Here is a 25,021-nt window from a genome sequence, read left to right as displayed (position 1 = left end):
CTCGCTTCAATGCGGGGACTCGAGTTCTAAAAAAATCGGGGCGCGATTGTTAGACGCGGCCCAGCACCATTTTTGCTATGAAGGGAGATAGTAACGTCAATGGATGATCGTCAAGAAAGCCGCATCACCAACGTCAACTTGGCGCAAACGATGAAGACCTCATTTCTCGATTACGCGATGAGTGTCATCGTTGCGCGTGCCTTGCCAGATGTGCGTGATGGCCTGAAGCCGGTGCAGCGCCGGATTCTGTATGGGATGAACGAACTGGGGGTCACCCCGGATAAACCGTATAAGAAATCCGCCCGTATCGTCGGGGATGTCATGGGGAAATACCATCCACATGGGGATTCATCGATCTATGAAGGCCTGGTGCGGATGGCCCAGGACTTCTCATACCGGTACATGCTGGTCGACGGGCACGGGAACTTTGGCTCCGTCGATGGGGACGGCGCCGCCGCGATGCGGTACACCGAAGCGCGGATGAGCCGCATCACCTTGGAGATGCTGCGCGATATCAATAAGGACACCATCGATTACACCGATAATTATGATGGCACGGAAAAAGAGCCAGTAGTCCTGCCGGCACGCTTCCCGAATCTCTTGGTCAACGGCGCGACCGGAATCGCGGTGGGGATGACCACCAATATCCCGCCGCACAACCTCGCCGAAACGATCTCGGCGCTGCATCTGTTGATGGATGACCCGGATGTGACGACCGCCGATCTGATGACCGCGCTTCCTGGGCCAGATTTTCCAACAGGCGGCTTGGTGTTGGGCAAGGCCGGCATTCGGCGTGCCTATGAAACTGGGCGCGGGACGATCACGGTTCGCGCGAAGACCGAGATCGAGACCAGCAAAACAGGCAAGGAGACCATCATCGTCACGGAGATTCCGTACATGGTCAACAAGGCCCGCCTGGTCGAGCGTATCGCAGAACTCGCGCGCGAAAAGAAGATCGATGGCATCACCGACCTGAATGATGAATCGGACCGCGATGGCATGCGCATCACGATCAATGTGCGCCGCGATATGAGCGCCTCTGTCGTGTTGAACAACCTCTTCAAGTTGACGCCGATGCAGACCGGTTTTTCCTACAACATGGTCGCCATCGTCAACGGCGAGCCCCGCACGCTGAGTCTCAAGGAAATTCTGCAATACTATCTCAAGCACCAGGAAAGCGTCATTCGCAGGCGGACCGAATTCGACTTGAAAAAGGCCGAAGCGCGCGCCCATATCCTGGAAGGCTTGAAGATCGCGCTGGATCATATCGATGAGATCATCTCGATCATCCGCGGTTCCCAGACCGGGGATGCCGCCAAAGTGATCTTGATGGACAAATTCAAGCTCTCCGATAAGCAAAGCCAGGCCATTTTGGATATGCGTCTGGTTCGGCTGACCGGTCTGGAACGCGAGAAGGTCGAAAACGAGTACAACGATGTCATTGCGGCGATCGCCGATTTCAAGGACATCCTCGCCAAGCCGGAACGTGTGCACCAGATCATCTACGAAGAACTGCTCGATATTCAAAAGCGGTTTGGCGACAAGCGGCGCACCGAGCTGCTGGTCGGCGATGATCTGACGATCGAAGATGAAGACTTGATCGAGGAGCAAAACGTGGTCATCACCCTGACCCATAATGGCTATGTCAAACGCCTGCCAGCAGAGGACTTCAAGGCCCAAAATCGCGGCGGCCGCGGCATTCAGGCCACTGGGGTGCACGACGATGACTTTGTGGAGCACCTGGTCTCCACATCGACGCATGACTTCCTGCTGTTTTTCACCAACACAGGGAAAGTTTATCGCAGCAAGGGCTACGAGATTCCTGAATACGGTCGCAGCGCCAAGGGCATCCCGATCATCAATCTGCTGGGTATTTCCAATCAGGAAAAGGTCCAAACGGTGATCAATGTGACACCGGGCGGGGATGGCGAGCATTATCTGTTCTTCATCACCAAAAACGGTATCGTCAAGCGCACGCCGGTCAAGGAGTTCTTCAACATTCGTAAGAACGGGTTGATCGCCTTGCACATGAAGGACGGCGATGAGCTGAGCAATGTCATTCCAACAGACGGCACCGACAGCCTGATCGTGGCGACACGTCTGGGCTACTCGGTCCACTTCAAGGAAAGCGACATTCGCAGCATGAGCCGCATTGCCACTGGGGTGCGGGGCATTCGCCTGCGCGACAGTGACTATGTGATCGGCTCCGACGTGCTCCGCGATGACGAGGAAGTCTTCGTCATTTCTGAAAATGGCTACGGCAAGCAGACCGCAGCCAGCGAGTACCCAACCAAGGGCCGCGGAGGCAAAGGCATCAAGACCGCCAACGTCACGGAAAAGAACGGGCCGCTGGCAGGCATGGTCGCGGTCGATGGCAGCGAGGATATCATGGTAATGACGGACTCTGGGGTCACGATTCGCTTCAATATCCAAAGTGTCTCGCAAACGGGCCGCTCCACATTGGGCGTTCGCCTGATGCGGGTCGATGATGGCGCCAAGGTCGTTGCGATGACCAAGGTTGAGCCGGAACCCGACGAACCGGATAGCCCAGAGGCAGGCGATCAGCCAAGCGATGGGCTAACCTCTGAGAGGCCAGTCGCCACTGACGGACCAGTCGCCGAAGCAGACGATGGCGCGACGACGGAAGAAAACGCCGACACGACTGAGTATGCCGGGGACGCCGATCAACAGGTCCAAGACCTGCTGAACCGCGCGGAGACTGACGCCGATGACGATGATGACGCCAAGGATTCGACTGACGCCGATGATGACGACGACATTTGATCACCAGCACGAAAAAAGCGGGTGTGATGACCCGCTTTTTTCATAGAAAGGAGACGGCAAATGTATCATTTAACACTGATCGATATCGTCGGCCGCTTGCTTCTGGCGATCGTTGTGTCGGGAATCATCGGCTATGACCGCGAACATAAGAACCGGCCGGCGGGTATCAAGACCCACATGCTGGTTTGTGTGGGTGCCTGCATCCTGGCACTGGTGCAAAAAGAGATCGGCTATAATGCGCTGAACATGGCGATCAGCCATCCCAATTTGTCCGGGGTGCTGCGGGCCGATGACGCGCGGCTGATCGCGCAGGTCGTGTCCGGCATTGGCTTTCTCGGCGCCGGGACGATCATGGTCGAGCACCGCACCGTTCGCGGGCTGACCACCGCCGCCAGTTTGTGGGCCGTTGCCGGGCTGGGCATCGCAATCGGCATGGGCAACTATGCGATCGCGCTGGCCGCCGCCATTGTGGTGATCGGTGTGCTGACGCTGCTGCAGCGGGTGATTCACGTCAATCCGATGAAGCGGCTCGAGATTCAGTATCATCACAAGCTGGAGACCAAGCAGTTTATTCAGGATTATTTTGAGGCGCATCATATCACCGTCAACGATGTGAATTTCAAGGTGACGCAAAACGATGATCTGCAGGTCTATACGAATATCTATGAAATCGAGTTGCCGAAAAATATCAGCTACGCGGATGTCATTGAAGACATCTCATTGAACAAAAACATTATGCGAATCCAGACCATCAGCATTTGATGCCCTGGACGACGGAAAAACGGGCGGCGGCTCGTTTTTTTGAATCAGGGTGCGGAGGTCCGCGGGATGGCGGAACAGCTAGGGCGGCTCGTGGGCGTATGGCGTATTTGGCCATACGTACATGAGACGCCTAGATGCTTCCGCCATGCGGGCCGAAGCCCAACTCGAAAAGGGTGCGGCGCGCGGCGTTCAGGTCTGAGCAGCTAACAGGGGCTGGCACTTGGGGTCGAACTTAGCCCCGAGTGCCGGACCCAGTTAGATGTCTCAGACCTGCCGCGCGAAGCCCAACTATGATTCAGGGTGCGGCGGTCCGCGGGATAGCCGGGTAGCTGCTGCAGACATGCTGAGCGTCTAGGCCGGGCAGGTACCTCACTATTTTTACCAAAGCCCTGTCCTTTTTCGCCGACTTGCGTAATCTCTTTTATCAGCGAAAAATTCAGCGTGCACCCTTGTCCGTCAGGGGGCTTGCCGGAGTTTTCAGTTGAGGTTTCAAAGGTGGTATGGTACACTACTATCTTGTGAGTGTGCAACCTTATTTGGGTTGCGCTTACTCCTTGCCCCTAGGAAAAAGGGGCCAAAGTCCATAAGGAGGTGAAACGTCAATGGCTGAGACCAAGTATGAGATCACTTATATCATCCGGCCTGATCTGGATGAAGAAGCGAAAAACCAATTGGTAGAGCGTTTTGACAATATTCTGAAGGAAAATGGTGCTACCATCATTGATTCCAAGGATTGGCAAAAGCGTAAGTTTGCCTATGAGATCAAGAACTACACCGAAGGCATCTACCATATCGTAAATGCAACGGCTTCCGATGCAGCTGCGATCGATGAATTCGATCGTCTTGCGAAGATCAGTGGCGACATTCTGCGTCAAATGATCGTTAAGCGCGAAGACTAGTTCTGACGGACTGGCTACAGGCAACTAAAACGAAAGGGGAGCTAAAGGGATGATCAACAGTGTTGCATTGACCGGCCGCCTCACGCGTGATGCAGAATTGCGTTACACGCAAGCTGGCGCCGCCGTTGCATCGTTCACACTGGCGGTGGATCGTAACTTCACCAACGCCCAAGGGCAGCGGGAAGCCGATTTTATCAATTGTGTGATCTGGCGCAAAAGCGCAGAGAACTTCAGCAACTTTACTCGCAAAGGCTCATTGGTCGGTGTCGAGGGCCGCATGCAAACGCGGACTTACGACAACGCCCAGGGCCAGCGCGTCTATGTGACTGAAGTCGTCGTCGACAATTTTGCCTTGCTTGAATCCAAAGCAACCACGCAGGCACGGCCGTCTGAGCCAAATGCTGGCGGTCAAAACTTTGGCGGCAATCAAGGCTTCGGTGGTCAATCGACCCCGAACTTTGGTGGTGCCGCTGCCCCAACGTCGTCATCGTCCACCCCATCAAACGCTGGCCAAGGCAATGCGCCGCAGTCAGGTGATGGTGCGGGCAATAACGATCCGTTTGCCAATAACGGCCAGCCAATCGATATCTCGGACGACGATCTGCCATTTTAAGCCTCGGCTTGAATGGCATTCCAATACGTTTTTTCTAAAAATCCTATCAGTGAAGGAGTGAATTCCATGGCTCAACAACGTCGTGGTGGCCGTCGTCGGCGCAAAGTCGACTTCATCGCCGCAAACCACATCGAATACATCGATTATAAAGACACCAACCTGCTGGAGCGTTTCGTCTCCGAACGTGGCAAGATCTTGCCGCGTCGGGTGACCGGCACCAGCGCCAAGAACCAGCGCAAGCTGACTGTTGCGATCAAGCGGTCCCGTATCATGGGGCTCTTGCCTTTCGTCGCAGAAGACTAATATGTGCGAAGCCGTCCAGTGATGGGCGGTTTTTTTATTGGGTGGAAACGTGCGCCTATATAATAGAAGAAACACGTCTGCGAAAAATAGGTGGCAAGGGGCGATAGCGCGGCGCGTGCTGTGACGAGCAGCCTTTGCCGCCACGCCGGTGCATGCCATCAGGTGACCGACGCCATGCAGTAGGTTATACTAAGGCCAAAAGGAGGGCTCACTATGATCGAAATGAACGTCCAACTCGATGGGGCCACAACCACGGTGACTTTGGCCAATACTCAAGGCCAACTGATCTTCTCACCGCTGAATGATGTGCCTTCAGACGCGCACACTGTCGTTTTTTATCTCAAGGACAGACATCTGGCGGACCGAGAAAAAGCCGATGAGCAGGGTGTCCTGCGCTTACCTTGGACCGTTGAACCGGAATTTGTGACGCGCTGGCTTGCCAATCAGCAGGGGGAAAGCCCGGTGACGGTGATTCCGCTGGCGCAAGAAAAGGCCCTGGCGCCGAATTTTGACCTGCTGACCCAGGTGCTTAGTCGACTTGGCATTCACTTAGCGCCAGTCCCAGCCCCAACGCCTGCTTCGGCCGCATCGAAGCCGCATCCAGCCAAAGCCCGCCACCGCTTCGATAAAGCGCTGGTCACCACGCCGTTTACGGTCAGCCGAAATGGTAGCCGGGCGACGGTTTATTGGGTCGCGGCCAAGGAAATGCTCGTTAAGGCTGGCGCGGTCCTGACGCAAGAACCGCTTATGAACAAGGATGGCTCGCTGCGCTATGGCACCAAGTACGGCGATAAATTGCGGGATGATAACGCCGGCGCGATCGCTCATTTCACGTTGATCAAGGATGTCAGCTTGCGCAGCGTCAATGAAGTGGGCCTGTTTCTCTACTTCGGTGACACCAACGGCTGGCTGGAGTTGCGTGACGCGCAGGGACGCACACTCGACGAACTGACCCGGGTGGATTAGTTTCACGTGAAACGCTGCGCGAAAGGAGCGGCACGAAATGGGCTATGTAGAAAACTTGCGAGCGCTGGTCGGGCATCGCCCCCTGATTCTGCCAGGCAGTTGCGTCTTGCTCCTGGATGCACAAGGCCGGCTGCTGTTGCAACAGCGCAATGAACCGACAAAGCGCTGGGGTCTGGTTGGCGGATTGATGGAAGCCGGGAAGCGACCGGGCCAAGTGGTCGTCCGTGAAGTGCGTGAGGAAAGCGGCCTCGAATTGAACGAGGACCGGCTGCAGCTCTTTGGCGTCTATGGTGGAGACCGGCTCACAACGGCGCCGAACGGAGATCAGTTCTATCCCGTGATCACCGCCTTTGTGGCACGGCTCGAGGCAGGCCAGCCCGTGATCAGCGATGACGAGACGTTGCAGTTTCGCTGGTTCCCCCTCAATGGGGTGCCGGAACCACTGGCAGGCACCCACCAACAGATCGTCACAGATTTTCGAAAACAGATGGAGTCAACTGATGACTAAAGACGCACAAAATATCATTTATCAAACGCCGCGGCTGTATACGCGAAGGCTGGTCGGCACTGATCTGACGGCGCTTGCGCGGACCTTGCAAGACCCGCTGGCGATGACTGCTTATGCCCACGCCTTTTCAGATGCGGAAGTAGCGGCCTGGCTTGCCAATCAGCAGGCACGGTACCGCGAACCGGGGTTAGGATTGCTGGCGGTGTGTCGTCAAAGTGATGATCGATTGATCGGCCAGTGTGGGCTGACGCATCAGGACTTCGGCGGCCAGCAGGTACTGGAGATCGGCTATCTTTTTGAGCGTGACGCCTGGCATCAGGGCTATGCGATCGAGGCGGCGCGCGGGGCCAAGGCCTATGCCTGGGGACTTGGGGTCACCGAGTGCTGGTCGATCATTCGCGACACCAATTTTGCCTCGATGAATGTTGCGATTCGAAACGGGATGCTGGTCCGCGGCCGCATCGTGAAGCATTATTATGGCCTCGACATGCCGCATCTCGGCTTTTCGGTGCGGCGCCGCGGTTGAGCCGACAACAATAGGGACCTGGACATGCGCAACCGCGCGCGAGCCAGGTCCCTTTCTTATGGCCGTAATTGTTTGATCAAGGCCTCAACGGTGTGGCTGATCGCTGTTTCCGTCAGGGCTTGGTCGAAAAACAGATAGCCGATCGCTGCGCCGCCGACCGTTGACCAGATCAGGCGCAGCACTTCCTGGGGGTCCCACGGCACCATTTCGCCCAGTGCCTGGAGGATTCGCAGTTCATCGCGCACTCGGTCCCAGTAAGGCTTGGGTAGGCTCTTCATCAGGAGGTCGCGCATTTCCTCATGGTAAAACAGTTCCCCGATGAAGATCTTGACCACCCGTGCATTTTCGATCACAAAGGCCAACCGGTCGCGAATGATGCCGTCGATAAAATCGGCCAGCGTCTGATTATTTTTCGAGAGCTGGTTGTCGATCAAGTCGCGCAGGGTGAACGGGAAGATCTGGTCGATCACCGGATTCACGATCGCCTCGAGGAGGCCCCGTTTGTTGGTGAAGCGATTGAAAATATTGCCCTCGGCCACGCCGGCGCGGGCCGCGATCTCCTTTGTGCTGGAGTTCGCATAGCCTTTTTCGGCGAACACATCGATCGCCGCCGACAAGACGCGCTTTTGTTTTTCGGTCATGTCGTCGAGCAGGTGCTGCTGCTCATAAAGTTTCAAATTGGCATTCACTGCTTGTCGCCTCCAGGAATCCAGCCGGCGATGTCGGCCGCGGTAAATGGTGCGTCATAGGGACGCTGGTAGGCCGCCTCGAATGCGGCTTGTTTCTGCTTGAAGTCTGTGGCCATCATCTGCTGACTATTTTCGCGGACGGACAAGCGCTTATCTGGAAAAATAGGCGGTAAAATATGTGCCGCATAGCCGATCTGGTAAAAATCGGCCGCTTCCTTTTTGGCCAAGACATGCGTCGAGACAAATAGGGAGATGACCGGCACATGGGCCTGTGCTGCGTAAAAATAGGCCCCGCGCTTGGGCGGCCGCGGCTTGATGTAGTTGTACCACATCTCCTGTTCCGGATAGATCAACACCTTGTGGCCCGCTGCCAACACCTGGTTCAGACGCGCGGGAAAGGTGCGCCCCAGATAGGTCACGTCGCTGCCCAGGGGCAAGATGTCCGCGTAGTTCATGATGTAGCCGAGCAGCCCCGGCATCTTCAGATTAGTCGCTTGCGACACAATAAACAAGCGGGGCAGACCCAGCCCCTTGCGCACCGCCATATTTTCATGCGGATTGAAGTGGTTGGAGGTGACAATGGCGCCACCTGACACGCGGGCGAGGTTTTCCTTGCCGCTGACGGTCATGCCGGCGAATTGCACGCGCGTGGCGGTGTGCACCAGCGTCCGCGCCACCCAGTTATTGAGGCGGTACTTCGCCGTTGGGTACCGCTGCCAAAAAGCCGCCAGCAGCGCCGCTTCTTCAGCTGCGTCCAGGCCGGGATCATTGACTTCGACTTTCACGTTGAATGTTTTTGCTTGAATCGCCGCGCGGATGTTTGCGATGACCGGGTCGCGTAGTCCGCGGTCGAGCACTTTGCTCATAACGCCACCTGTACCCCTTGCGCTTGCATATTTTTGAACGTGACCGGCACCGTCACGATATCGCGGGCCAACTGCATCAATTTGGCCTGGTTCGTGGCATCGGTCTGCTCACCTGTTTTGCCCCAAGCGGCTTGGGTCGCTTTCAGGCCGGCTTCTTCCGGCGTCCCCGCCGCGTATTGCCAGAAATACTGATCGTTGGCCACATCGGCATAATGCCACGGCTTATCGTACAAGTTGAAATGCACGATATGCGGCTGATCGATGCCTTTTTGCGTGCCCTGGGTGTTCCAGCTCGGGTCCAGAAACTGGATGCGGTGCTGCGCGATCGCGTTGATGTAGTCCTGATCCGGCGCGAGGCTGGCGAAGTGATAATCATTGAGCAAGTTGAGAAAATGGGCGGAAAAGCCGGCCGCTCGCAGCGCCTTGAGGTCCATGATCAGAACGCCGGAATTGACGTAATGGCTGACAGGAATGCCGATCGCGTCTTCCGCATACCGCACCGTGACTGGGTCGCCAGCGATAAATGGATCCGGCACGGCGCCGAAAAAGTTGCCGTTAAGTGGTAGCTCAAAGAGGTCGGCGACATCCGTCAAGATCACGGTGTCGGCGTCCAGATACAAGGCCTTGTCCAGCGTCGGGAACAGCTCGGCGATGAACAACCGGAAGTAAATGGTGAAGGTGAAATAATCCGCGCGCAGTGTGTTGCCCTTGTCGGTGATGCGTGCCTTCAGCCGATCCGTGATCGAATTGAAATCGACCGTCACGTTGGCGCTGGCTTCCTTGAGCAATTGCGCCTGGTGTGGCTGGGTCAAGCCCTCCGTCAAAATAGTGACGTGATAGCTTTTCTGTGGATCGGTGTTGGCCACCAGGGACCGTAGCGCGATCGTCAGCGCCGGCACATAGTTATCATCAACGGAGAAAAAAATTCGGTAGGGTTCAGTCATGAGTTTGTCCTTTCATTTGCGCAAGTGTCGTCTCAAAGTCGGCCAGCAGCGCGTCCTGCGCATGGTAGTTCAACTGGTCATGGACCTTGGCGACCTCCCAGGGTTTCACCGAGATCGGGGTGAATTTTGGCAAGAATTTCAGCCGCGTGGAAAAATGGAGAAGCACGGTGTCCGCATGAGGGCCGTGCTGGTCGTTATACCGGCGCTTGGCCACCCGTTTTTTCGGGCCAGCCAGCTTGTTCAACGCGGATTGATCCGGCATGAACATTTTCACCTTGGCACAGCGCCGGCGACAGGCCGCCAGCAGCCCGCTTTCGCGCAGCGCCGCCAGGTCCATCAGCAGCACGCCGGAGTTCAGGTAGTCGAACCCCAGCCGGGTGTGGAACGCCCATTTGCCATAATGGTCCAGCACCCCGACCACCTCGGCACTGGCGAGGTCTTGATGGTAAAAATCGCTGGGGTCGGCCGCTGCGATCACGTCGGTATCTAAGTAAAGGAGCCGGTCGGGCAACGCGCTGATCTGATCGGCATACAGCCTTAGCATGCAATACGGCGTGAAACGCGTCGCCATATTCGCAGTTGGCGGCTCCCGCAAAAATTGGGTGGTGATATCCAGCCGCATCACTCGACTGCCGGGACGCGCGGCCTGTAGCCACCGGTCGATAAAAGCAGCATCTGCGGCAGCCAAAGGGGCATACGACCGGTCAGCGGTCTTGAGCTGCGCTGTTAATAGGAAGACTTGCAATTTTTCCGCGGTGTGCGCGACCAGCGACATCACTGAAAGTAGGACCCCCGGCGCCATCGACGCATCGCCGCAATATAAGATATTCATTCGCTGCGCCTCCGGTAATCGATGCGAGAATAAGTGCTGTGTTGGCTGCGGCGGGTCATGCACCGGGCGATCTCGTCGCACAATTGCCGCTGCTGAGCGCGCCGCGGCAGGTTCGGCTCGGGCCAAAATGGGCCGTCGACATAAACTGTCACATGATGGCGCTGGTAGGTCGTGGTGAAGCAAAAAGAGGGCGCGTGCATCGCCACTGGATAATGGAACACGGAATCGGAAAAGGGTCTGATCTGCGTGTACCAAGGCCATAAATGCGCCTCGGGGAAAATTCCGACTGCCTCATGGCTCGCGATCACCTGCTCGATCGCCGTGTAGAACTCGCCCATTTGGTGGGTCGATTGCGGCAAGATCAGCGCGTTGCCATAGGGAAGCAGGCCGCCGATCACCGGCATGCCCAAGTTGGCCGGCGACGCGATCGTGTGCACGATCTGCTTGCGGCCGGCCAGCACCATCGGCAGCAGTGGGTCGCCAAATGTCTGGGTGTGGTTCCCATAGAGAAAATAGCCGCGATCCGCATACGGCGTGAGCTTGGCGCGACCGACAAAGCGGGCGGCCAGGCGCGTACGCCAAAAAGCACTGCCGATGCGGCGCGCCGTTGGATAAACCAGGCGCTGCCCCACGCGAAAGCCAAGACTATCCCGCAGCCAGTTGAAATCGGCGGCGAGCTGATAGTCCTGATTCGCGCTCGTCACAATGTCATCTTGTAGCGTGTCGTAGTAAAGTACCGGTTTTTGCTGTGCCACGCAGACCCCTCCTTGGGTTGAGTAAGTACTCAACCAACCATGGTGAAAATTATAAACGAGTTCAAATCACTGTCAACAATTAAGCCTTGTGAATTAACCATTGCAAGAAATAGCGGGTTATTTAATCTGCGTTTTAATTATTTTCTGAAAGAATTTCACTCAAAGCCGAAAATGATGGGAAGTACTAGAAATATTTTTCCTCATTTCGTTTCATCGAGTCATCAGCGCCCGGCCATCGCATTCTTACCAGCAATTCGGCGGGTTTTCACTGCTGCCTCAGGTGTCCTCCATACAATGGACAGGCAACGGGTTTACCTGAAAGGATAGATGAAAATGGCAACGGAAAAACAATTGCGTTGGTATAATGTCGCCCTGATCGCCTTTGTCGCGGTGTGGGGACTGGCCAATGTGTTCAATAACTATGCGCAACAGGGCCTGGCGGTGATCACTTCCTGGGTGCTGATCATGGTGCTGTATTTCGTCCCATATGCGCTGATCGTGGGGCAGCTCGGGTCGGCGTTTAAGGATGCGGAAGGCGGGGTGTCTTCATGGATCGCCGCCACGTCAACGAAGCGCTTGGCTTATTACGCCGCATGGACCTACTGGGTGGTCCATGTGCCGTATCTCGCGCAAAAACCGCAGACGATCGTGATCGCGTTCAGCTGGTTGTTCCAAGGCAATGGCCGTTTTGTGCAGGAAGTGCCGGCCATGACCACCAGTTTGATCTGCCTGGCACTGTTTTTGCTGTTCTTGTGGCTCGCATCCCGCGGGGTGGCGACGTTGAACCGCATCGGTAGTATCGCCGGGACGGCCATGTTTATCATGTCGCTGCTGTTCATTATTTTGGCGGTGTCCGCGCCGTTCATGATTCGCGGCGTGCAGGTGGCGACCCCGGACATGGGCAAGCTAGCGACTTATTTGCCAAAATTCAATCTGAATTATTTCACCACCGTTTCGATGCTGGTCTTTGCGGTTGGCGGGGCGGAGAAGATCTCGCCGTATGTGAACAAGACCCACCACGCCGCGCGCGAATTTCCGCTGGGCATGCTGGTGCTGGCCGGGATGGTCGCGTTTTGCGCCATTCTTGGGTCCTTTGCGATGGGCTTTTTGTTTGACTCCGACCACATCCCGGTCGATCTGATGACCAATGGGGCGTATCTGGCCTTCGCCAAACTCGGCGGCTATTATCACGTCGGCAACCTCTTTGTGATTCTGTTTGCGATTGCCAACGTGCTGGCGCAAGTCTCCAGCCTCGCATTTTCCATCGATGCCCCGCTGAAGATCCTGCTCGGCGATGCGGACAGCCGCTTCATTCCGCGCCGCCTCAGCCAGACCAACAAGCGCGGCACGCCGGTCAATGGGTATGTGATGACTGGCGTGTTGGTCTCGCTGTTGATCATTGTGCCGGCGCTTGGCATCGGCAACATGAACGAGCTGTATAAGTGGCTGCTCAACCTCAACGCCTCGGTGATGCCGCTGCGCTACCTGTGGGTCTTTCTGGCTTACATTTTGCTGAACAAGCAGCTGGCGAAATTTCCATCTGCCTACCGCTTTGTGAAAAATCGCAAGTGGGGGATGACCATTGGTGCGTGGTGTTTTGTCTTCACGCTGCTGGCCTGCTTGCTGGGGATGCTGCCGAAGATCGACATGGCGGCTGATCCGGCGACCTGGTGGTTCCAATTGACGCTGAATATTTTGACACCGGTACTCTTTTTGGCCCTTGGGCTGATCCTGCCAGCGGTGGCCAAGCGGCAAAATCATCTCAAATCGTAAAAAAATAGCGCCACGGCCGTTTTGGTCGTGGCGCCTTTGCTATACTGAAGGCAGAAGAAAAATGGGAGGCCGCTTTTGATGAAAGTGATGCTGATCGGCAATGGTGGAACAGGAAAATCGACATTTGGGAAGGCGCTGGCTAAGCAGACCGGCTGGCCGTTATTGACGCTGGATTCGATCTGGCACCCCAACGACCAAAGTGCCGCCGCCAAAGCAAAATTTCGTGCGGATCAGCGCGCGTTCATGGCCGAGCACAAAGACTGGATCATCGATGGCAATTATTCCAGTTCCATCGAGGTGCGGCTGGCTGAGGCCGAGCTGATCGTTTGGTTCCGCGCCCCACGCTGGGTCAGCGAGGCCCGCGTGTTGCGCCGCTCGCTGAAACACGGTAAGCCGCTTCCTGGCCAGACAGCCGGTTTCCACGAGCATTTTGACCACAGTTATTGGCACCTGTTGCGCGCGATCTGGCAATACGACAATCGCGCGGAACAACACGTCTCGCCCAAACTCCATCATCTGAAAAATGGTCAGCGCGTGATCATGGTCCGCAATGCGATGGATGAGGAGATCCTGCTCAAGGCACTGACAGAAGGCGCCAAGTGAAGGTCCTACTGATCGGCAATAGCGGCACCGGCAAGTCGACCTTGGCCCGGGTGCTGGCGGCCCGCACCGGCTGGCCGCTTTTGGCGCTGGATCGCCTGTGGCACGCGGACGATTACTCTTCCGCAGCGAAAACACGGCTGGCTGAGGCCCAGCGCCAGTTCATGGCGACGCATGATGATTGGCTGATCGATGGCAACTACAAAGGTACCTTGCCGCTGCGGCTTGCGCAGGCGGATCTGGTGCTGTGGTGCCAGGCGCCGCGGCTGGTGTGTGAGGCGCGGGTCATGCAACGGTCCTGGGCCTTTCATCGCGACCCTGCCGCGCGTCCGGACATGGCCCCGACGTTTCGCGAGCATTTGGATCGCGATTACTGGGAATTTTTAAAATATGTCTGGCACTATGACGACGCGGCCATCCGTGCGATGGTTGCCGGCCACATCGTGATTCCGGTGCGCAATGGCGTGGAAAAAGCTGTGGTGGTGCGCGCTCTGAGTCAGCGATGAGAATGGACGTTCTCGGGAAACTGAGGACGTCTTTTTTTGTTGGCGTCGTCCCCCATCATGATTCTTCCTCTAATTCTAGATCTCGCAGCGGGCGGCCTGCGATCTTCACCCCGATCGTGCTGATGATCAGGCCCAGCGCAAGGAACGGGACGAAATCCATGCCGACCGAGAACCAAGGGATGAAGCGGGTCCCAAAGTCGATCAATTGCTGAAACAGCCCGAAGTGGTTCCACCCATATGGCAGGCTGTTGATCGCGTCGAGTAGGGCGGGGATGATCGTCAAACCGGTCGTGGTGGCGTAGATGACCCGATTTTTGCCAATGAAGGGATGCAAGAGGCCCAAGATGATCAGGCTGATCGCCAGCGGATACAGAAACATCAGGACCGGCGTGGACAGTGCGATGATCTGATCCAGGCCAAAATTGGCAATGACAAAGGCGCCAAAGCAATCAAGCGGCAGGAAGAACTTGAACCCGAGGTGCGGGAAGCGGCGGCCGAGGTCCTGCGACAGCGAGGTGACCAGGCCGATCGCCGAGGTCAAGCAAGCCAGCAGGGTCATCGCGGCCAGCAGTCCGGTGCCGATCAGGCCGGTATAGTGAGTCATGATGGCGTTGAAGGCCGGCCCGCCGTTTTCGGTCACCTTGGTAAAACTGAGGCTGAGCACGCCCAGCGCGATCAGCAGCGCATAGATGATGGCCTCAAGCCCCATCGCCAGCGCCCCGGTCTTGGCCACATCCTTCGCGCGCTTGGTGGCATCGCTGACGCCGAAGAATTTCAAGGCCGCAACGATCGTGACGCCAAAGCCGAGGCCTGCCAGCGCGTCCATGGTGTTGTAGCCCTGCAGGAAGCCGTTGATGAGATTGCTCCCGGCAGCGGTCGGCGTACTCATTTTCGCCAACTGCGCGCCATCGCCATGAATAAGGAAGGCCGCGATGAACGCCGCGGCGAGCAAGGCCAGCAGGACCGGATTGAGCATTTTCCCAACATAATCGGTGACCTTCGACGGATTGCGCGACAGCAAGTACGTCGCGGCGAAAAAGAGGGCGGAGAAGATGAACAGCGCCACCGTCTCACTGCCTTTAGGAATAAATGGCAACACCCCGATCTCAAAAGTGACCGTGGCCGTCCGGGGACTGGCGATCAAAAGGCCCAGCGTCGCATGCGTGGCGATCAGGAAAAATAGCGCAAAGCCATGCCCAACTGGCCGCGCCAAGTCATACATCGAATCGGATTCCGTCAGCGAAATGGCGAGAATGGCCAGCAAAGGCAAAAGCACGGCCGAAATCAAAAAGCCAAGCGTCGCGGGTAGCCAGTTGGTCCCGCTGATCTGTCCGAGATGAATAGGGAAGATCAGGTTGCCGGCCCCGAAAAACAGGCCGAACAGCATGGAACCCAATGCCAGATACTGTTTGCGTGTGAGTGTTGTCATAATGAGCCCTCCAGATGAGTGACGAGTCAGTTGCGAGACTAAAAAAGCGCCCCCTGCGATCGAAATGATCGCAAAGGGCGCGTTGCGCGGTACCACCTAGCGTTGCGGCTACGTCACCGCAGTCGCCTTACAAAGTACGGCCGACAAGCGGCGATACTTCTGCGCTGTAATGGGCGCATACCCAGCTGCCGCTTCCAGTGGTCGCAACAGCAACTCATAGCCTACTTTCATCGATCTTGTCAGGCCGCTTCACACTTTACGCGGCTCCCTGACTGACGCCATCGATTACTCTGATACTCTTCGTCAGTGATATGATGTTGAGCCTATTTTATTGGTTTTTGATGAGAAGTCAAGACAAATTTTTGCCGTTATGCCATCGCGCGGCGTCAGCACTCACTAGCGGGGCGCGTATTATTATTTGCAGGCACAGCAAACAGGCCGAAGTCTCCTCCGACCTGCCAATTTTTAGGTTGGATCCCTTTCCCTCTTCATTTTCGAGATTCCTCCCGTCGGTGTTAGGGAACTTATTCAGTTTGAAATGCAGGTGGTACATTTTTCCGGTACTTCCCAGTACCGGGTCCGTTTAAGCCCTTTGGGTCACCCAACATGTAACAGGTGACCGTCATTGCGTCGCTCGGGGTAGGTCGCGGGTTGGATCCCGCCGGACTGACCGACGCTGGGAGAAAACTCGTGGCCAGCTCCTCCACGCCTCTCAGTGTCGAGATTATAATAACCCAGGTAAGCGGATACGTCAACAGATTTGCTTGTAAAAAGTCTGTACATCTTACGTAAATAATTCTTCGAAATCCGGCCTCATTTATAGCGCTGATTTGCCGTTTTGTGGCGATAATAGGCAAAAAATAGATCGCGCCGAAATGGCCTTTCATTGACTGGATATCTTTCTGTGTCCGGCCAAAACGTTCGCTCAATAAAAAACAATGGACGACTAACGACGACGAGTCTAAATGTAAAGAAAAACCGAGGTGTCCGGGCCTCGGTCTACGATGCGACTTTTTTATCTGTTCGGCGCAACAGCTGGGGTTCTGAGACCCGAAGAAAGATCAGGTTGATGAGCAGCAGCATGGCGGTGGAGATAAAGACGGTGTTGTAATCGAACCAGCCGGCCAACGCCCCGCCGAGAAAGGCGCCGAACATATTGCCGAGGGCCTGGAAGCTCTGATTCCAAGAGAAGATCGCACTTGTGGTCTCCGGCGGCGTATTTTTCGTCAGCAAGGTCTGAATCGTCGGGAACAGGCCGGCATCTGAAACGCCGACAAACAGGCGCAACACGCCGAGGCCGATGATACTGCCGATGAAGCCCTGTGGCAGATAGACCAAAACGGCGAACAGGTAACAGCCGATGAGCACACGTCCTGAGCCATGCTTATCCCCATACCGGCCAAGCCGCGGTGCGGCAAGGATGTTTGAGATGCCAGGCAGTGCGGCGATCACGCCTGCGACCACGGTGACTGCGCCTTGGCCGTGCATCAATTCTTTGATGTACAGCGAGATGATCGGGGAGATCGAGGCATTGCCGATCTGCACGATCATTGTCGAGACAAGCAAAATGATGATCAGCTTTGGATCCGCCACTTTTTTCAGCAGGCCGGTGCGTTTTTCACCTTTCGGATGCTCGACTGGCACAAAGGATTCCTCGACCATGAACGCAGACATCAGGCAGACTACTGTAAGCAGGCCAGCGGTGATGAAAAACGTGTTGCGAATGGAAAAGACTTGGGCGAGGATGCCGCCGACGATCGGGCCAAAAAGCGTGCCGGACACGGAGCCGGTGACCAGCGTCCCAAGGGCGGTGCCTGCCTTGCTGCGCGGGGTCTGCGAGGCGACCAGCGCCTGCGCGTTTGGAATGTAACCGGAGAAAAACCCTTGGAAAAAGCGGCAGGCGAATAATTGCCAGATATTGGTGCACAGCCCCATCAAAAGCATCGAGACCGCGATGCCTAGGCTGGCGCGAATGAGCATCACCTTGCGCCCGGTGCGATCCGCCAGACTGCCCCACATCGGCGAGACGATCGCCGTGATCAAAAATGTGATGGCGTAGATCGCACCGCTCCAAAAGGTCAGCTGTTGTTTGGAAAAATCCCCCATCTGACCCACATATAAGGATAGAAAAGGCATGATCTCAGAAAAAGCGATGCCCGCCACGAAGGTACAAAACCAGAGGATGTACAGATTTTTCTTCCAAGGGCCTTGTTCGCGCTGTGCGTCATCCATGTTTGTCGCCTCCAGTGTGGGCTGATCGCCCAATTTTGGACCGCGGCCATGGCTGGGATAAGTCGTGGTCGCGGCCAGTTACAAACTGTCATTATAGGACTTTGGCGGGCCTTTGTTAAATGCAGACGGCCCGCTGCCTCTACCATAGCATATTGGTGCGAGGAAATGGGCTCGGTTTCACGTGAAACAAAAATGGTTTTAGTTCCCGAGCCAAGTTAGCTGCCCACCCCTGAGCGCTCGGCTTCGCACCGTAGTTGGGCTCCGGTGCGCATGGCGGAAGCATCTAACTGTCCCTGTCACTCGGGGCTAAAAGCGCCCCAAGCGCCAGGCTAGCCTAGCTGCTCAGCCCTGAACGCCGCGCTCCGCACCGTAGTTGGGCTCCGCCGAGCAGGGGTGGGACATCTAACTGGGTCCGGCACTCGGGGCTAAAAGCGGCCCCAAGCACCAGACCCTGTTAGCTGCCCACCCCTAAGCGCTCGGCTCCGCACCGTTATTTCCATGGCCACCATTCTGGTGCTTGTGGGAGGTGGGGTTGGGGGATGCTGGCGCGCAGGGCGATGATCAGTGCGCCCAACGCATGGCGCCAGTTGCGATAGACGTCAGGATCCTGCGCCCGCAAGCCGGTCAACAGGCGGCGTGCTTTTTGCGGCCAATCCTCTTTCAGTTCGTCAAATGTCTCGGCCTCGGTCTGGGTGATCAGCTGATACGCGGCATTCAAACAGGCGGCCTTGGTGGCATCGTCGAGGTCGGCGACCCAGGCGGCAATGGTGCGCTGGGCGACTTGTGAAACAGGGTCCAAGTGGGGAAGCCGGCGGAAATGCAGGCCGTCGATCGCCCAGGTGAATGGATCGTGCTGACCGATGCCGTGGGCGCTGCTCGCGACCACATGATAATCCTGGCCGGGATCAAACAGCGTCCCGATCATCGAGGTCTGGGGTACTAGTTTGTGGATGCGCGGGGTCAGGGCTGGATCGACAACTTGCGCGATGCCTGGGCCATCCGCGTTGAACACGCCGCGCACCCGTGCCTGCAACGTTGTATGACTATGCACAAACGCATAGGTGGCCAGACTGCCGCCTTTGGAGTGGCCGCCCAGCCAAAAATCGCGGTCCGGCGCGGCCTCGGCCAAGCGGCGAAAATAATGAAGCGCGGCCTGCTGCGAGGGAATGGCTGGCAGATAGGCCATATTGAAGTCTTCCTTCCAGTCAACAAACGCCGCGCGGGTGCCGCGGAAGGTGAGAAACTCGGTGTCATCCGGCAGGGTCAGGGCCAGCGCTGAGAACTGTTTTTCCTGCGCCAGGTCCAATTGGTCGACGCGGTCGTGGAAAATAATGTCCGCGTACCGGGGACTGCTGGCCATGGCGGTGAGCAGCGCTGCGTTTTTCGCTGGGCGCCAGGTGCCTTCAGTTAGACGACTGCGGTCCTTCACCGACAGATCACCGAGCCGCCCGCTGCCGGTGAAGTCAAAATAGGCAAGCTGGGCCAGCACCACGCCGTCGATAGTCGTCAGGGGCAGGCGCGCCAGTGGTTGTTTGCCAAATTGCAGGACATACCCGATCAGATCTGTCATTTTCTCACCTCCATGACTATTATTGCACAGACATTTTTTAAAGAAAAATATGAAACTTGACCGCCGTCAATTTTTTCGCAATACACACCCTGTAAGATGAGTCTTGTGATGAAGGGAGCGATGATCAATGAAGGTTCAACGTTGGATTCAAGCCCACACGACGCCGATCACCTGGGTGGTGGCGGTGCTGATCGCGGGCGGTTATCTAAGCAAATGGTTGCAGGCACCGCGCCTGTACGCTGGGTTATTGGCGCTGGCGTCGGTGTTGGCAGTCGTGCCCATCGCGATGCATGCCTGGCAGGCGCTGCGGGTGCGGGTCGTGTCGATCGAATTGCTGGTCACGATCGCGGTGATCGGGGCGTTTGTGATCGGCGAATACAACGAATCGGCGATCGTGACGTTTCTCTTTTTATTTGGCAACTTGTTGGAACAAAAGACATTGGCCAAAACGCGGTCATCGATTCGCAGCCTGACGGAAATGGCGCCAACCACCGCGGATCGCTTGCGCGCGGATGGCACGACGGAGACCATTGATGTCGATGACTTGGTGACAGGCGACGTGGTGGTTGTGCGGCCCGGCGCCGCGCTGCCTGTCGATGGCACGGTGGCGGATGGCGATGGGTATGTGGACGAGGCGGCGATCACTGGCGAAAGTCGGCCCGTGCATAAAACAGTCGGCGCAAGTGTGTACGCAGGGGCCATGCTCAGCAATGGGTTTTTGCATGTGCAGGCCACCAAGGTTGGGGATGACACGACCTTTGCGAAGATCGTGGAACTGGTCGAAGAGGCGCAGGACACCAAGTCGCATGCGGAAAAATTCATCGATCGGTTTGCGCAGTATTACACACCCGCTGTGTTGGTGATCGCGCTGCTGGTCGGGCTGGTGACGCGCGATCTGCGCCTGGCAATCACGGTGTTGGTGCTCGGCTGCCCTGGGGCGCTGGTCATCGGCGCGCCTGTGTCCAATGTCGCCGGCATCGGCAATGGCGCCAAGCATGGCATTCTCGTCAAGGGTGGCGCGGTGATGGACGACTTTGCTAAAATTGACACATTTGTTTTCGACAAGACAGGCACGTTGACGCAGGGCCGCCCGGCAGTCACCGCTTTGACGACATTTTCGGGGGATGAGGATGAGGTGTTGGCGCAGGTCGCCAAACTGGAAAGTCTTTCCGACCATCCGTTGGGCCAGGCGATCATTCAGGCGGCTGAGCAGCGTGGCCTACAATATGCCGCCTTGCCGCTTGCCGCCAGCGAAGTGATCAAAGGCGAAGGGGTGACGGGCACGATCGCCGGCCACCGCATCTGCGCCGGCAACGCCAAACTCCTGGCGCGGCACGGGGTCGCCTTGACCGCAGCTCAGCAGACCGCTTTGACCACGCTGCAGCAGCGCGGGGCCTCCAGCGTCTTGGTCGCGATCGATGGGGCGCTTGTGCAGCTGATCGGCATCGCGGATCAACTGCGGCCGGAAGTTCCAGCGGCCCTGGTCGCCCTGAAAAAGGCCGGTGCGCTGCATTTGGTGATGCTGACAGGCGATAATCGCGCGACAGCCACCACTGTCGCCAATCAATTGGGCATCGATGAGGTGCATGCGGAGTTGCTGCCGGCGGATAAGGTCGCCTATGTGAAAAAAATGCAAGCGGCCGGCCGCCACGTCGCGTTTGTCGGCGATGGCATCAACGACAGCCCGTCCCTGGCCACCGCGGACATTGGCATCGCCATGGGCAGCGGCACGGATGTCGCAATCGAGACCTCGGATGTGGTGCTGGTGCAGGCCAATTTTCAGGCGCTGGTCCACGCCTATCAGCTCGCGAAAAAAACGGTTCGGAACACTCGGGAAAATGTGGTGATCGCGATCGCGGTGGTGGTCTTTCTGCTGATCGGACTGATCGCTGGGTTCATCTACATGGCCAGCGGGATGTTTGTGCACGAGGCCTCGATTCTGGTGGTGATCTTCAACGCGATGCGCCTGATCGATTTCGGCGGGCGCCAAAAAAATCAGAAACTTGATGCATCAGCTTGACCACCGTCAATTTTTCCCCAGCGGCGTGCAGTTACAATAGAAGTAATTGATCAATAGGAGGTTATTCTGATGACAAAAAAATTGACCCTACAACTCGACGAGCTGACCTGCCCGTCTTGTCTGACGAAGATCGAAACGGCGGTCAAGAACCAGCCTGGCGTCGAAACGGTCAAAGTGTTATTCAATGCCGGCAAAGTGAAGGCGCAATTCGACGACAGCCAGATCGCCGCCGACCAGTTGACCCGAGTCGTGAGCGACCTGGGCTATGAAGTCAAAAGCAGCAAAGTCACCGAAGCGTAAAGGAGCGAAACGAAATGACGATTGAAGAACGTTATCAAGCAAGTGTGGCGCAGGCGGATCTGGACCATCACAAGCCGACAGCCGGGGCGATGACTAGCCACATCGTCGCCAATCTGTGGGTGCTGGATGTGAAATTTCACCAAGCGCGCTGGTTCGTCAGCGGCCCGCAAACCGCCAGTCTGCAGGCGCTGTATCAGACGCTGATCGACATGGTGCGGGGCCAGCTCGACCGTCTCGGCGATCTGTTGCTGGACGAAAATGAGCTGCCGCCTGCCACGACCGCGGAGATCGCGGCTTACGGTAAGATCGATGAGGAGCCGCGGCTGATGTTTTCGCCGGCCGAAACGATCGTCGATGCCAGCGCGCATGACCTGACCATGGCCAATCTCTTCATCGACCGGGCGATCAAGCTGGCCCAGCGCGAGGACCGGCCCGCAATGGCGGCGGTGTTGACCACGGTCCGCGGCGAAAACAATCACGCGATTCGCCAGCTGCAGGCGGTTTTGGGCAAAACAGCTTGGGAAGGCTTGCACGACGAAGACGAGGACGACGAAGATTAGCGGACACTTGGTCACACGCAAAAAGGACGTTGAGACGGTTGCCTCAGCGCCCTTTTTGAGTGGGGAATCACTGCCGCTGCGCTTTGATGATCAGCATCATCGGCATGCGCAGCGAGGACTGCATGTCCGGCCGGTCGCGCAAGGCCGGGGCGGGCTGTGGTTCGACCAGTCGCTGCAAGCTAAACCCATGCGTGAGCAAGGTGTCCACAAACGTCGTCAGGGTGTGGTGATATTTGGTCACGGTGCGGTCCAGAAAATGGGCCTCGCGTTTGCCTTCATCAAAATAATGATCGACGGGCCATTTCCACGGCTCGCCGTTTTTGTCGTACAGCCAGTCCTGACTACCTTCCGCGGTGAAAACCGGGTGCTCCACTGTGAACAAAAAGACACCACCCGGCGCGAGCCACTGATGGACATGCGCCACCACCGCCCCAAAATCTTCCAGGTAATGCAGGGCCAGCGACGACAAAACGAGGTCAAAACTGCCGGCTGGGGCGGAAAACGCTTGGATGGTGGCTTGCTGATAGGTGATGGCCGGCGCCGCATTTTTTTCGCGGGCCACCGCGAGCATCTTCTCCGAAGCGTCGACGCCAAGCACCGCCGCCGCGCCGTGATCGGCGACATAGCGGCACTGCCAGCCGTACCCGCAGCCCAGGTCGAGGACGCGCTTGCCGGCTAGATCGGGTAGGAGCCGTTCAAAAGTCGGCCACTCGCCGGCTGCGCTGAGACCCGCCTGGCTGCGCGGCATCGCCTGGTATTGGGCAAAAAAGTCTGGATCGTCGTAGAGTGCGGTCACAATGAAGTCCCCTTTCTTGATGAGGCCAGTGTACCAGAAACGCGTTGTCCCGGCTAAAACAACTTTATTTATAGGATACCGGCTGCATGAGTAGTGATCAAAGAATCTTTTTAAAAGCTTTCCACGGGTGATGAGAGCTTTATTCCACAAACAGATATAAACAATTTAATTGTCGCCAAACGACTTGCCAAAATAACTCACTTTAAGGCATAATTTCCTTGTCAATCGTAAGCGCTTCCCGCTCTGTCGTTGTCACTTTCTATCTCCTGGGGGAGGAATAGACATGAGATTTTGGCAAAAGGTGATCGGCGGTGCGGCAACGCTGGTGGTCTTGATTTTGCTGGTCGCCTGTCGCCCAAGTTCGCGTCAACAGCCGACCGCTTCATTGAATGGCAAGAACCTGGCTGGCGCGGTCACATTGTGGGTCGATGCGGTGCAGGTGCCTGCCTATCAGCAATTAGTAGCGACCTTTACGAAGAAGTATCCGCATGTGGTGGTGACGGTCACACCAAGTCCCAACGGCACTGTCAACGCAAAGACCGATGTCCCGAAAACAACGCCCAACGCGGCCGATGTATTTGAGGTCCCCAATGATCAGTTGGGGCAACTTGCTGAGGCGGGGTATATCAATCCGCTGTCGCCCGCAGCTGCAAAGAAGATCAAGGCGACCAACATCGAAGCGGCATACGACGCGATGAAGTGGCAGGGTAAGTTATATGGGTATCCGTGGGCCCAGCAAGCGAATGTCTTGTATTACAACAAGGCACGCCTTTCCGCTGATGATGTCAAGAGCTGGGACACCCTGACGGCCAAGGGTGTGATCGGGCTTGATTTCACCGTTCCCTATGACACGTTCCCGATCTTTGTGACAGCCGGTGTCCAGTTATTTGGGGAAGACGGTGAAACGTTGGCTGGCGCCACGATGGCCTCTCAGGCTGGGCAGAATGCGCTGGCCTGGTTTGCCCAACAACAGCATAATCGTGGGGTGATCGAGACCTCAACTGAGATGAGTCTGCTAAAGACCGGCCAACTTGGCGCGATCATTGGTGGGCCATGGGATGCGCAGGCGGTCAGGAAGATTCTGGGTGACGATCTCGCCGTGACGACCCTGCCAACGATCACGCTAGCAGGGAAGTCTGTCCCGATGAAGGCTTTCCTCGGGGTGATGGCCTTTGCCGTAAACGCGCACACTGCGCCAGCCAAACAGCAAGCCGCCCAGACCTTAGCCGCCTATCTCACCGATCGCATTGGCCAACTGGCACTCTATCAAGCGCAGGGCCAGATTCCGATCGATAAACAGGTGTTGCAAACGTCTGCGTTGACCACCGATTCCATTGCCGTTGCCGTGGTTGCGCGGGCCCGTCGTTCGGTCTTGATGCCGAAGATGCCGCAAATGGCGCAGCTGTGGGACAACGCACCGGCACTGATGATCGGCGCTTACACAGGGACGATTAAACCGGCTGACTATTCGGCCAAACTGGCGGCATTTCAAGAGGTGATCTCGCAGCCTTGATCGCACCGCTAGAGCGCCCGCGTTTTTGGTGCGGGCAAGACACCTTTATTTGGCGCGGACCGTCTGGCAGATGACTGTCGGGCGGTTTTTCTGTTGAAAACGGTCTCGCCCTCAGATAGAGTGGGGACTGTATCAATCAATTTAGGGAAAATAGATTGAAAAAATTTTTTAACGGAGTGCTGTCTTTGCCTCGGCGACCCTACTGCTGGGACTGACGCTGACGGGTTGCCGCGCGCAGGCCGCATCGCTGGATGGTGATTATTACGGCTATAGTA

General features: G+C 56.8%; 25 protein-coding genes. 15 read left to right on the top strand and 10 right to left on the bottom strand.

Annotated elements, in window-relative coordinates; all coding sequences use genetic code 11:
• The first annotated feature begins 99 nt into the window (after nucleotides 1–99).
• From gyrA to JUE67_RS07695, 8 genes are all read left to right on the top strand, one after another.
• A complete protein-coding gene (gyrA, locus tag JUE67_RS07730; RefSeq protein WP_203626713.1) occupies nucleotides 100–2,784 on the top strand; it encodes a DNA gyrase subunit A in 2,685 nt (894 codons plus the stop codon).
• 60 nt (nucleotides 2,785–2,844) lie between these two features.
• Nucleotides 2,845–3,546: an MgtC/SapB family protein gene (locus tag JUE67_RS07725; RefSeq protein WP_203626712.1), complete on the top strand. Its 702-nt coding sequence runs from the start codon at nucleotides 2,845–2,847 to the stop codon at nucleotides 3,544–3,546.
• Between the two features lie 602 nt (nucleotides 3,547–4,148).
• Nucleotides 4,149–4,445, top strand: a complete 297-nt coding sequence (gene rpsF, locus JUE67_RS07720; protein WP_125698130.1) for a 30S ribosomal protein S6 — start codon at nucleotides 4,149–4,151, stop codon at nucleotides 4,443–4,445.
• 49 nt (nucleotides 4,446–4,494) lie between these two features.
• On the top strand, nucleotides 4,495–5,058 hold the full coding sequence (ssb, locus tag JUE67_RS07715; protein ID WP_203626711.1) for a single-stranded DNA-binding protein: 564 nt from the start codon (nucleotides 4,495–4,497) through the stop codon (nucleotides 5,056–5,058).
• Between the two features lie 66 nt (nucleotides 5,059–5,124).
• Entirely contained in the window at nucleotides 5,125–5,361 is a 237-nt protein-coding gene (gene rpsR / locus JUE67_RS07710; protein WP_054718320.1) for a 30S ribosomal protein S18, read from the top strand.
• Between the two features lie 213 nt (nucleotides 5,362–5,574).
• A complete protein-coding gene (locus JUE67_RS07705; protein ID WP_203626710.1) occupies nucleotides 5,575–6,327 on the top strand; it encodes a hypothetical protein in 753 nt (250 codons plus the stop codon).
• 37 nt (nucleotides 6,328–6,364) lie between these two features.
• Nucleotides 6,365–6,835 (top strand): NUDIX hydrolase, encoded by a 471-nt coding sequence (locus tag JUE67_RS07700; protein ID WP_203637111.1) that lies wholly within the window; start codon nucleotides 6,365–6,367, stop codon nucleotides 6,833–6,835.
• Nucleotides 6,828–7,361 (top strand): GNAT family N-acetyltransferase, encoded by a 534-nt coding sequence (locus tag JUE67_RS07695; protein ID WP_203626708.1) that lies wholly within the window; start codon nucleotides 6,828–6,830, stop codon nucleotides 7,359–7,361. The genes JUE67_RS07700 and JUE67_RS07695 overlap by 8 nt, the downstream gene beginning before the upstream one ends.
• 56 nt (nucleotides 7,362–7,417) lie before the next feature.
• On the opposite strand, the gene JUE67_RS07690 is transcribed toward JUE67_RS07695, so the two are convergent.
• Genes JUE67_RS07690 through JUE67_RS07670 form a run of 5 tightly spaced genes read right to left on the bottom strand, consistent with a single transcriptional unit; the run spans nucleotide 7,418 to nucleotide 11,447 of the window.
• Entirely contained in the window at nucleotides 7,418–8,050 is a 633-nt protein-coding gene (locus JUE67_RS07690) for a TetR/AcrR family transcriptional regulator (protein ID WP_225423267.1), read from the bottom strand.
• Complete coding sequence (locus tag JUE67_RS07685; RefSeq protein WP_203626707.1) at nucleotides 8,047–8,916, bottom strand: 1-acyl-sn-glycerol-3-phosphate acyltransferase; 870 nt, start codon at nucleotides 8,914–8,916, stop codon at nucleotides 8,047–8,049. Before JUE67_RS07685 ends, JUE67_RS07690 begins: the two co-directional genes overlap by 4 nt.
• On the bottom strand, nucleotides 8,913–9,860 hold the full coding sequence (locus JUE67_RS07680) for a glycosyltransferase family 8 protein (RefSeq protein WP_203626706.1): 948 nt from the start codon (nucleotides 9,858–9,860) through the stop codon (nucleotides 8,913–8,915). The genes JUE67_RS07685 and JUE67_RS07680 overlap by 4 nt, the downstream gene beginning before the upstream one ends.
• The gene (locus tag JUE67_RS07675) at nucleotides 9,853–10,692 is read right to left on the bottom strand and encodes a glycosyltransferase family 8 protein (protein ID WP_203626705.1); all 840 of its coding nucleotides are present in this window, start codon (nucleotides 10,690–10,692) and stop codon (nucleotides 9,853–9,855) included. Before JUE67_RS07675 ends, JUE67_RS07680 begins: the two co-directional genes overlap by 8 nt.
• On the bottom strand, nucleotides 10,689–11,447 hold the full coding sequence (locus JUE67_RS07670; RefSeq protein ID WP_203637110.1) for a lysophospholipid acyltransferase family protein: 759 nt from the start codon (nucleotides 11,445–11,447) through the stop codon (nucleotides 10,689–10,691). The genes JUE67_RS07675 and JUE67_RS07670 overlap by 4 nt, the downstream gene beginning before the upstream one ends.
• A 333-nt stretch (nucleotides 11,448–11,780) precedes the next feature.
• On the opposite strand from JUE67_RS07670, the gene JUE67_RS07665 reads away from it, so the two are divergent.
• The 3 genes from JUE67_RS07665 (at nucleotide 11,781) to JUE67_RS07655 (ending at nucleotide 14,326) form a co-directional block, all read left to right on the top strand.
• Nucleotides 11,781–13,220, top strand: coding sequence for an APC family permease (locus JUE67_RS07665; RefSeq protein ID WP_203626703.1), 1,440 nt, complete (start codon nucleotides 11,781–11,783; stop codon nucleotides 13,218–13,220).
• A gap of 78 nt (nucleotides 13,221–13,298) precedes the next feature.
• Nucleotides 13,299–13,823 carry a P-loop NTPase family protein gene (locus JUE67_RS07660; RefSeq protein WP_164510155.1) on the top strand — a complete coding sequence of 175 codons (525 nt, stop codon included), beginning with the start codon at nucleotides 13,299–13,301 and terminating at the stop codon, nucleotides 13,821–13,823.
• Nucleotides 13,820–14,326 carry an AAA family ATPase gene (locus JUE67_RS07655; RefSeq protein ID WP_203626702.1) on the top strand — a complete coding sequence of 169 codons (507 nt, stop codon included), beginning with the start codon at nucleotides 13,820–13,822 and terminating at the stop codon, nucleotides 14,324–14,326. Before JUE67_RS07660 ends, JUE67_RS07655 begins: the two co-directional genes overlap by 4 nt.
• Before the next feature lie 55 nt (nucleotides 14,327–14,381).
• Here JUE67_RS07655 and brnQ read toward each other — a convergent pair whose 3' ends face one another.
• From brnQ to JUE67_RS07640, 4 genes are all read right to left on the bottom strand, one after another.
• The gene (brnQ, locus tag JUE67_RS07650) at nucleotides 14,382–15,755 is read right to left on the bottom strand and encodes a branched-chain amino acid transport system II carrier protein (RefSeq protein ID WP_203626701.1); all 1,374 of its coding nucleotides are present in this window, start codon (nucleotides 15,753–15,755) and stop codon (nucleotides 14,382–14,384) included.
• Between the two features lie 108 nt (nucleotides 15,756–15,863).
• Nucleotides 15,864–15,986, bottom strand: a complete 123-nt coding sequence (locus JUE67_RS12825; RefSeq protein WP_268886783.1) for a hypothetical protein — start codon at nucleotides 15,984–15,986, stop codon at nucleotides 15,864–15,866.
• Between the two features lie 768 nt (nucleotides 15,987–16,754).
• Nucleotides 16,755–17,987 carry an MFS transporter gene (locus JUE67_RS07645; RefSeq protein WP_203626700.1) on the bottom strand — a complete coding sequence of 411 codons (1,233 nt, stop codon included), beginning with the start codon at nucleotides 17,985–17,987 and terminating at the stop codon, nucleotides 16,755–16,757.
• 490 nt (nucleotides 17,988–18,477) lie between these two features.
• Complete coding sequence (locus JUE67_RS07640) at nucleotides 18,478–19,557, bottom strand: Mbeg1-like protein (protein ID WP_203626699.1); 1,080 nt, start codon at nucleotides 19,555–19,557, stop codon at nucleotides 18,478–18,480.
• Nucleotides 19,558–19,684: 127 nt separating this feature from the next.
• Here JUE67_RS07640 and JUE67_RS07635 point away from each other — a divergent pair, with 127 nt between their 5' ends.
• The 3 genes from JUE67_RS07635 to JUE67_RS07625 all read left to right on the top strand — a co-directional run bounded on the left by JUE67_RS07635 (nucleotide 19,685) and on the right by JUE67_RS07625 (nucleotide 22,437).
• Complete coding sequence (locus JUE67_RS07635; RefSeq protein ID WP_203626698.1) at nucleotides 19,685–21,577, top strand: heavy metal translocating P-type ATPase; 1,893 nt, start codon at nucleotides 19,685–19,687, stop codon at nucleotides 21,575–21,577.
• Between the two features lie 69 nt (nucleotides 21,578–21,646).
• Nucleotides 21,647–21,877 (top strand): heavy-metal-associated domain-containing protein, encoded by a 231-nt coding sequence (locus JUE67_RS07630; protein WP_203626697.1) that lies wholly within the window; start codon nucleotides 21,647–21,649, stop codon nucleotides 21,875–21,877.
• Nucleotides 21,878–21,891: 14 nt separating this feature from the next.
• On the top strand, nucleotides 21,892–22,437 hold the full coding sequence (locus JUE67_RS07625) for a ferritin-like domain-containing protein (RefSeq protein WP_203626696.1): 546 nt from the start codon (nucleotides 21,892–21,894) through the stop codon (nucleotides 22,435–22,437).
• 67 nt (nucleotides 22,438–22,504) lie between these two features.
• Here the strand turns inward: JUE67_RS07625 and JUE67_RS07620 are convergent, their stop codons facing one another.
• Nucleotides 22,505–23,233 carry a class I SAM-dependent methyltransferase gene (locus JUE67_RS07620; protein ID WP_225877902.1) on the bottom strand — a complete coding sequence of 243 codons (729 nt, stop codon included), beginning with the start codon at nucleotides 23,231–23,233 and terminating at the stop codon, nucleotides 22,505–22,507.
• A gap of 283 nt (nucleotides 23,234–23,516) precedes the next feature.
• Here JUE67_RS07620 and JUE67_RS07615 point away from each other — a divergent pair, with 283 nt between their 5' ends.
• Nucleotides 23,517–24,746, top strand: coding sequence for an extracellular solute-binding protein (locus JUE67_RS07615; protein WP_203626695.1), 1,230 nt, complete (start codon nucleotides 23,517–23,519; stop codon nucleotides 24,744–24,746).
• Nucleotides 24,747–25,021: the final 275 nt, after the last annotated feature.

The organism is Lacticaseibacillus mingshuiensis, assembly GCF_016861785.1.
In the GTDB taxonomy this organism is placed as follows: Bacteria; Bacillota; Bacilli; order Lactobacillales; family Lactobacillaceae; genus Lacticaseibacillus; species Lacticaseibacillus mingshuiensis.
This window is presented reverse-complemented; position numbering and strand designations above follow the sequence as displayed.

Excerpts from the sequence above, each read along its gene's own strand:
- JUE67_RS07645 (WP_203626700.1), bottom strand. The coding sequence starts at position 17,987 with ATGGATGACGCACAGCGCGAACAAGGCCCTTGGAAGAAAAATCTGTAC.
- JUE67_RS07725 (WP_203626712.1), top strand. The coding sequence starts at position 2,845 with ATGTATCATTTAACACTGATCGATATCGTCGGCCGCTTGCTTCTGGCG.
- JUE67_RS07675 (WP_203626705.1), bottom strand. The coding sequence starts at position 10,692 with ATGAATATCTTATATTGCGGCGATGCGTCGATGGCGCCGGGGGTCCTA.
- JUE67_RS12825 (WP_268886783.1), bottom strand. The coding sequence starts at position 15,986 with ATGAAAGTAGGCTATGAGTTGCTGTTGCGACCACTGGAAGCGGCAGCT.
- JUE67_RS07685 (WP_203626707.1), bottom strand. The coding sequence starts at position 8,916 with ATGAGCAAAGTGCTCGACCGCGGACTACGCGACCCGGTCATCGCAAAC.
- rpsR (WP_054718320.1), top strand. The coding sequence starts at position 5,125 with ATGGCTCAACAACGTCGTGGTGGCCGTCGTCGGCGCAAAGTCGACTTC.
- JUE67_RS07640 (WP_203626699.1), bottom strand. The coding sequence starts at position 19,557 with ATGACAGATCTGATCGGGTATGTCCTGCAATTTGGCAAACAACCACTG.
- JUE67_RS07700 (WP_203637111.1), top strand. The coding sequence starts at position 6,365 with ATGGGCTATGTAGAAAACTTGCGAGCGCTGGTCGGGCATCGCCCCCTG.
- JUE67_RS07665 (WP_203626703.1), top strand. The coding sequence starts at position 11,781 with ATGGCAACGGAAAAACAATTGCGTTGGTATAATGTCGCCCTGATCGCC.
- rpsF (WP_125698130.1), top strand. The coding sequence starts at position 4,149 with ATGGCTGAGACCAAGTATGAGATCACTTATATCATCCGGCCTGATCTG.
- JUE67_RS07660 (WP_164510155.1), top strand. The coding sequence starts at position 13,299 with ATGAAAGTGATGCTGATCGGCAATGGTGGAACAGGAAAATCGACATTT.
- JUE67_RS07705 (WP_203626710.1), top strand. The coding sequence starts at position 5,575 with ATGATCGAAATGAACGTCCAACTCGATGGGGCCACAACCACGGTGACT.
- JUE67_RS07630 (WP_203626697.1), top strand. The coding sequence starts at position 21,647 with ATGACAAAAAAATTGACCCTACAACTCGACGAGCTGACCTGCCCGTCT.
- JUE67_RS07615 (WP_203626695.1), top strand. The coding sequence starts at position 23,517 with ATGAGATTTTGGCAAAAGGTGATCGGCGGTGCGGCAACGCTGGTGGTC.
- JUE67_RS07680 (WP_203626706.1), bottom strand. The coding sequence starts at position 9,860 with ATGACTGAACCCTACCGAATTTTTTTCTCCGTTGATGATAACTATGTG.
- JUE67_RS07695 (WP_203626708.1), top strand. The coding sequence starts at position 6,828 with ATGACTAAAGACGCACAAAATATCATTTATCAAACGCCGCGGCTGTAT.
- brnQ (WP_203626701.1), bottom strand. The coding sequence starts at position 15,755 with ATGACAACACTCACACGCAAACAGTATCTGGCATTGGGTTCCATGCTG.
- ssb (WP_203626711.1), top strand. The coding sequence starts at position 4,495 with ATGATCAACAGTGTTGCATTGACCGGCCGCCTCACGCGTGATGCAGAA.
- JUE67_RS07635 (WP_203626698.1), top strand. The coding sequence starts at position 19,685 with ATGAAGGTTCAACGTTGGATTCAAGCCCACACGACGCCGATCACCTGG.
- JUE67_RS07625 (WP_203626696.1), top strand. The coding sequence starts at position 21,892 with ATGACGATTGAAGAACGTTATCAAGCAAGTGTGGCGCAGGCGGATCTG.
- gyrA (WP_203626713.1), top strand. The coding sequence starts at position 100 with ATGGATGATCGTCAAGAAAGCCGCATCACCAACGTCAACTTGGCGCAA.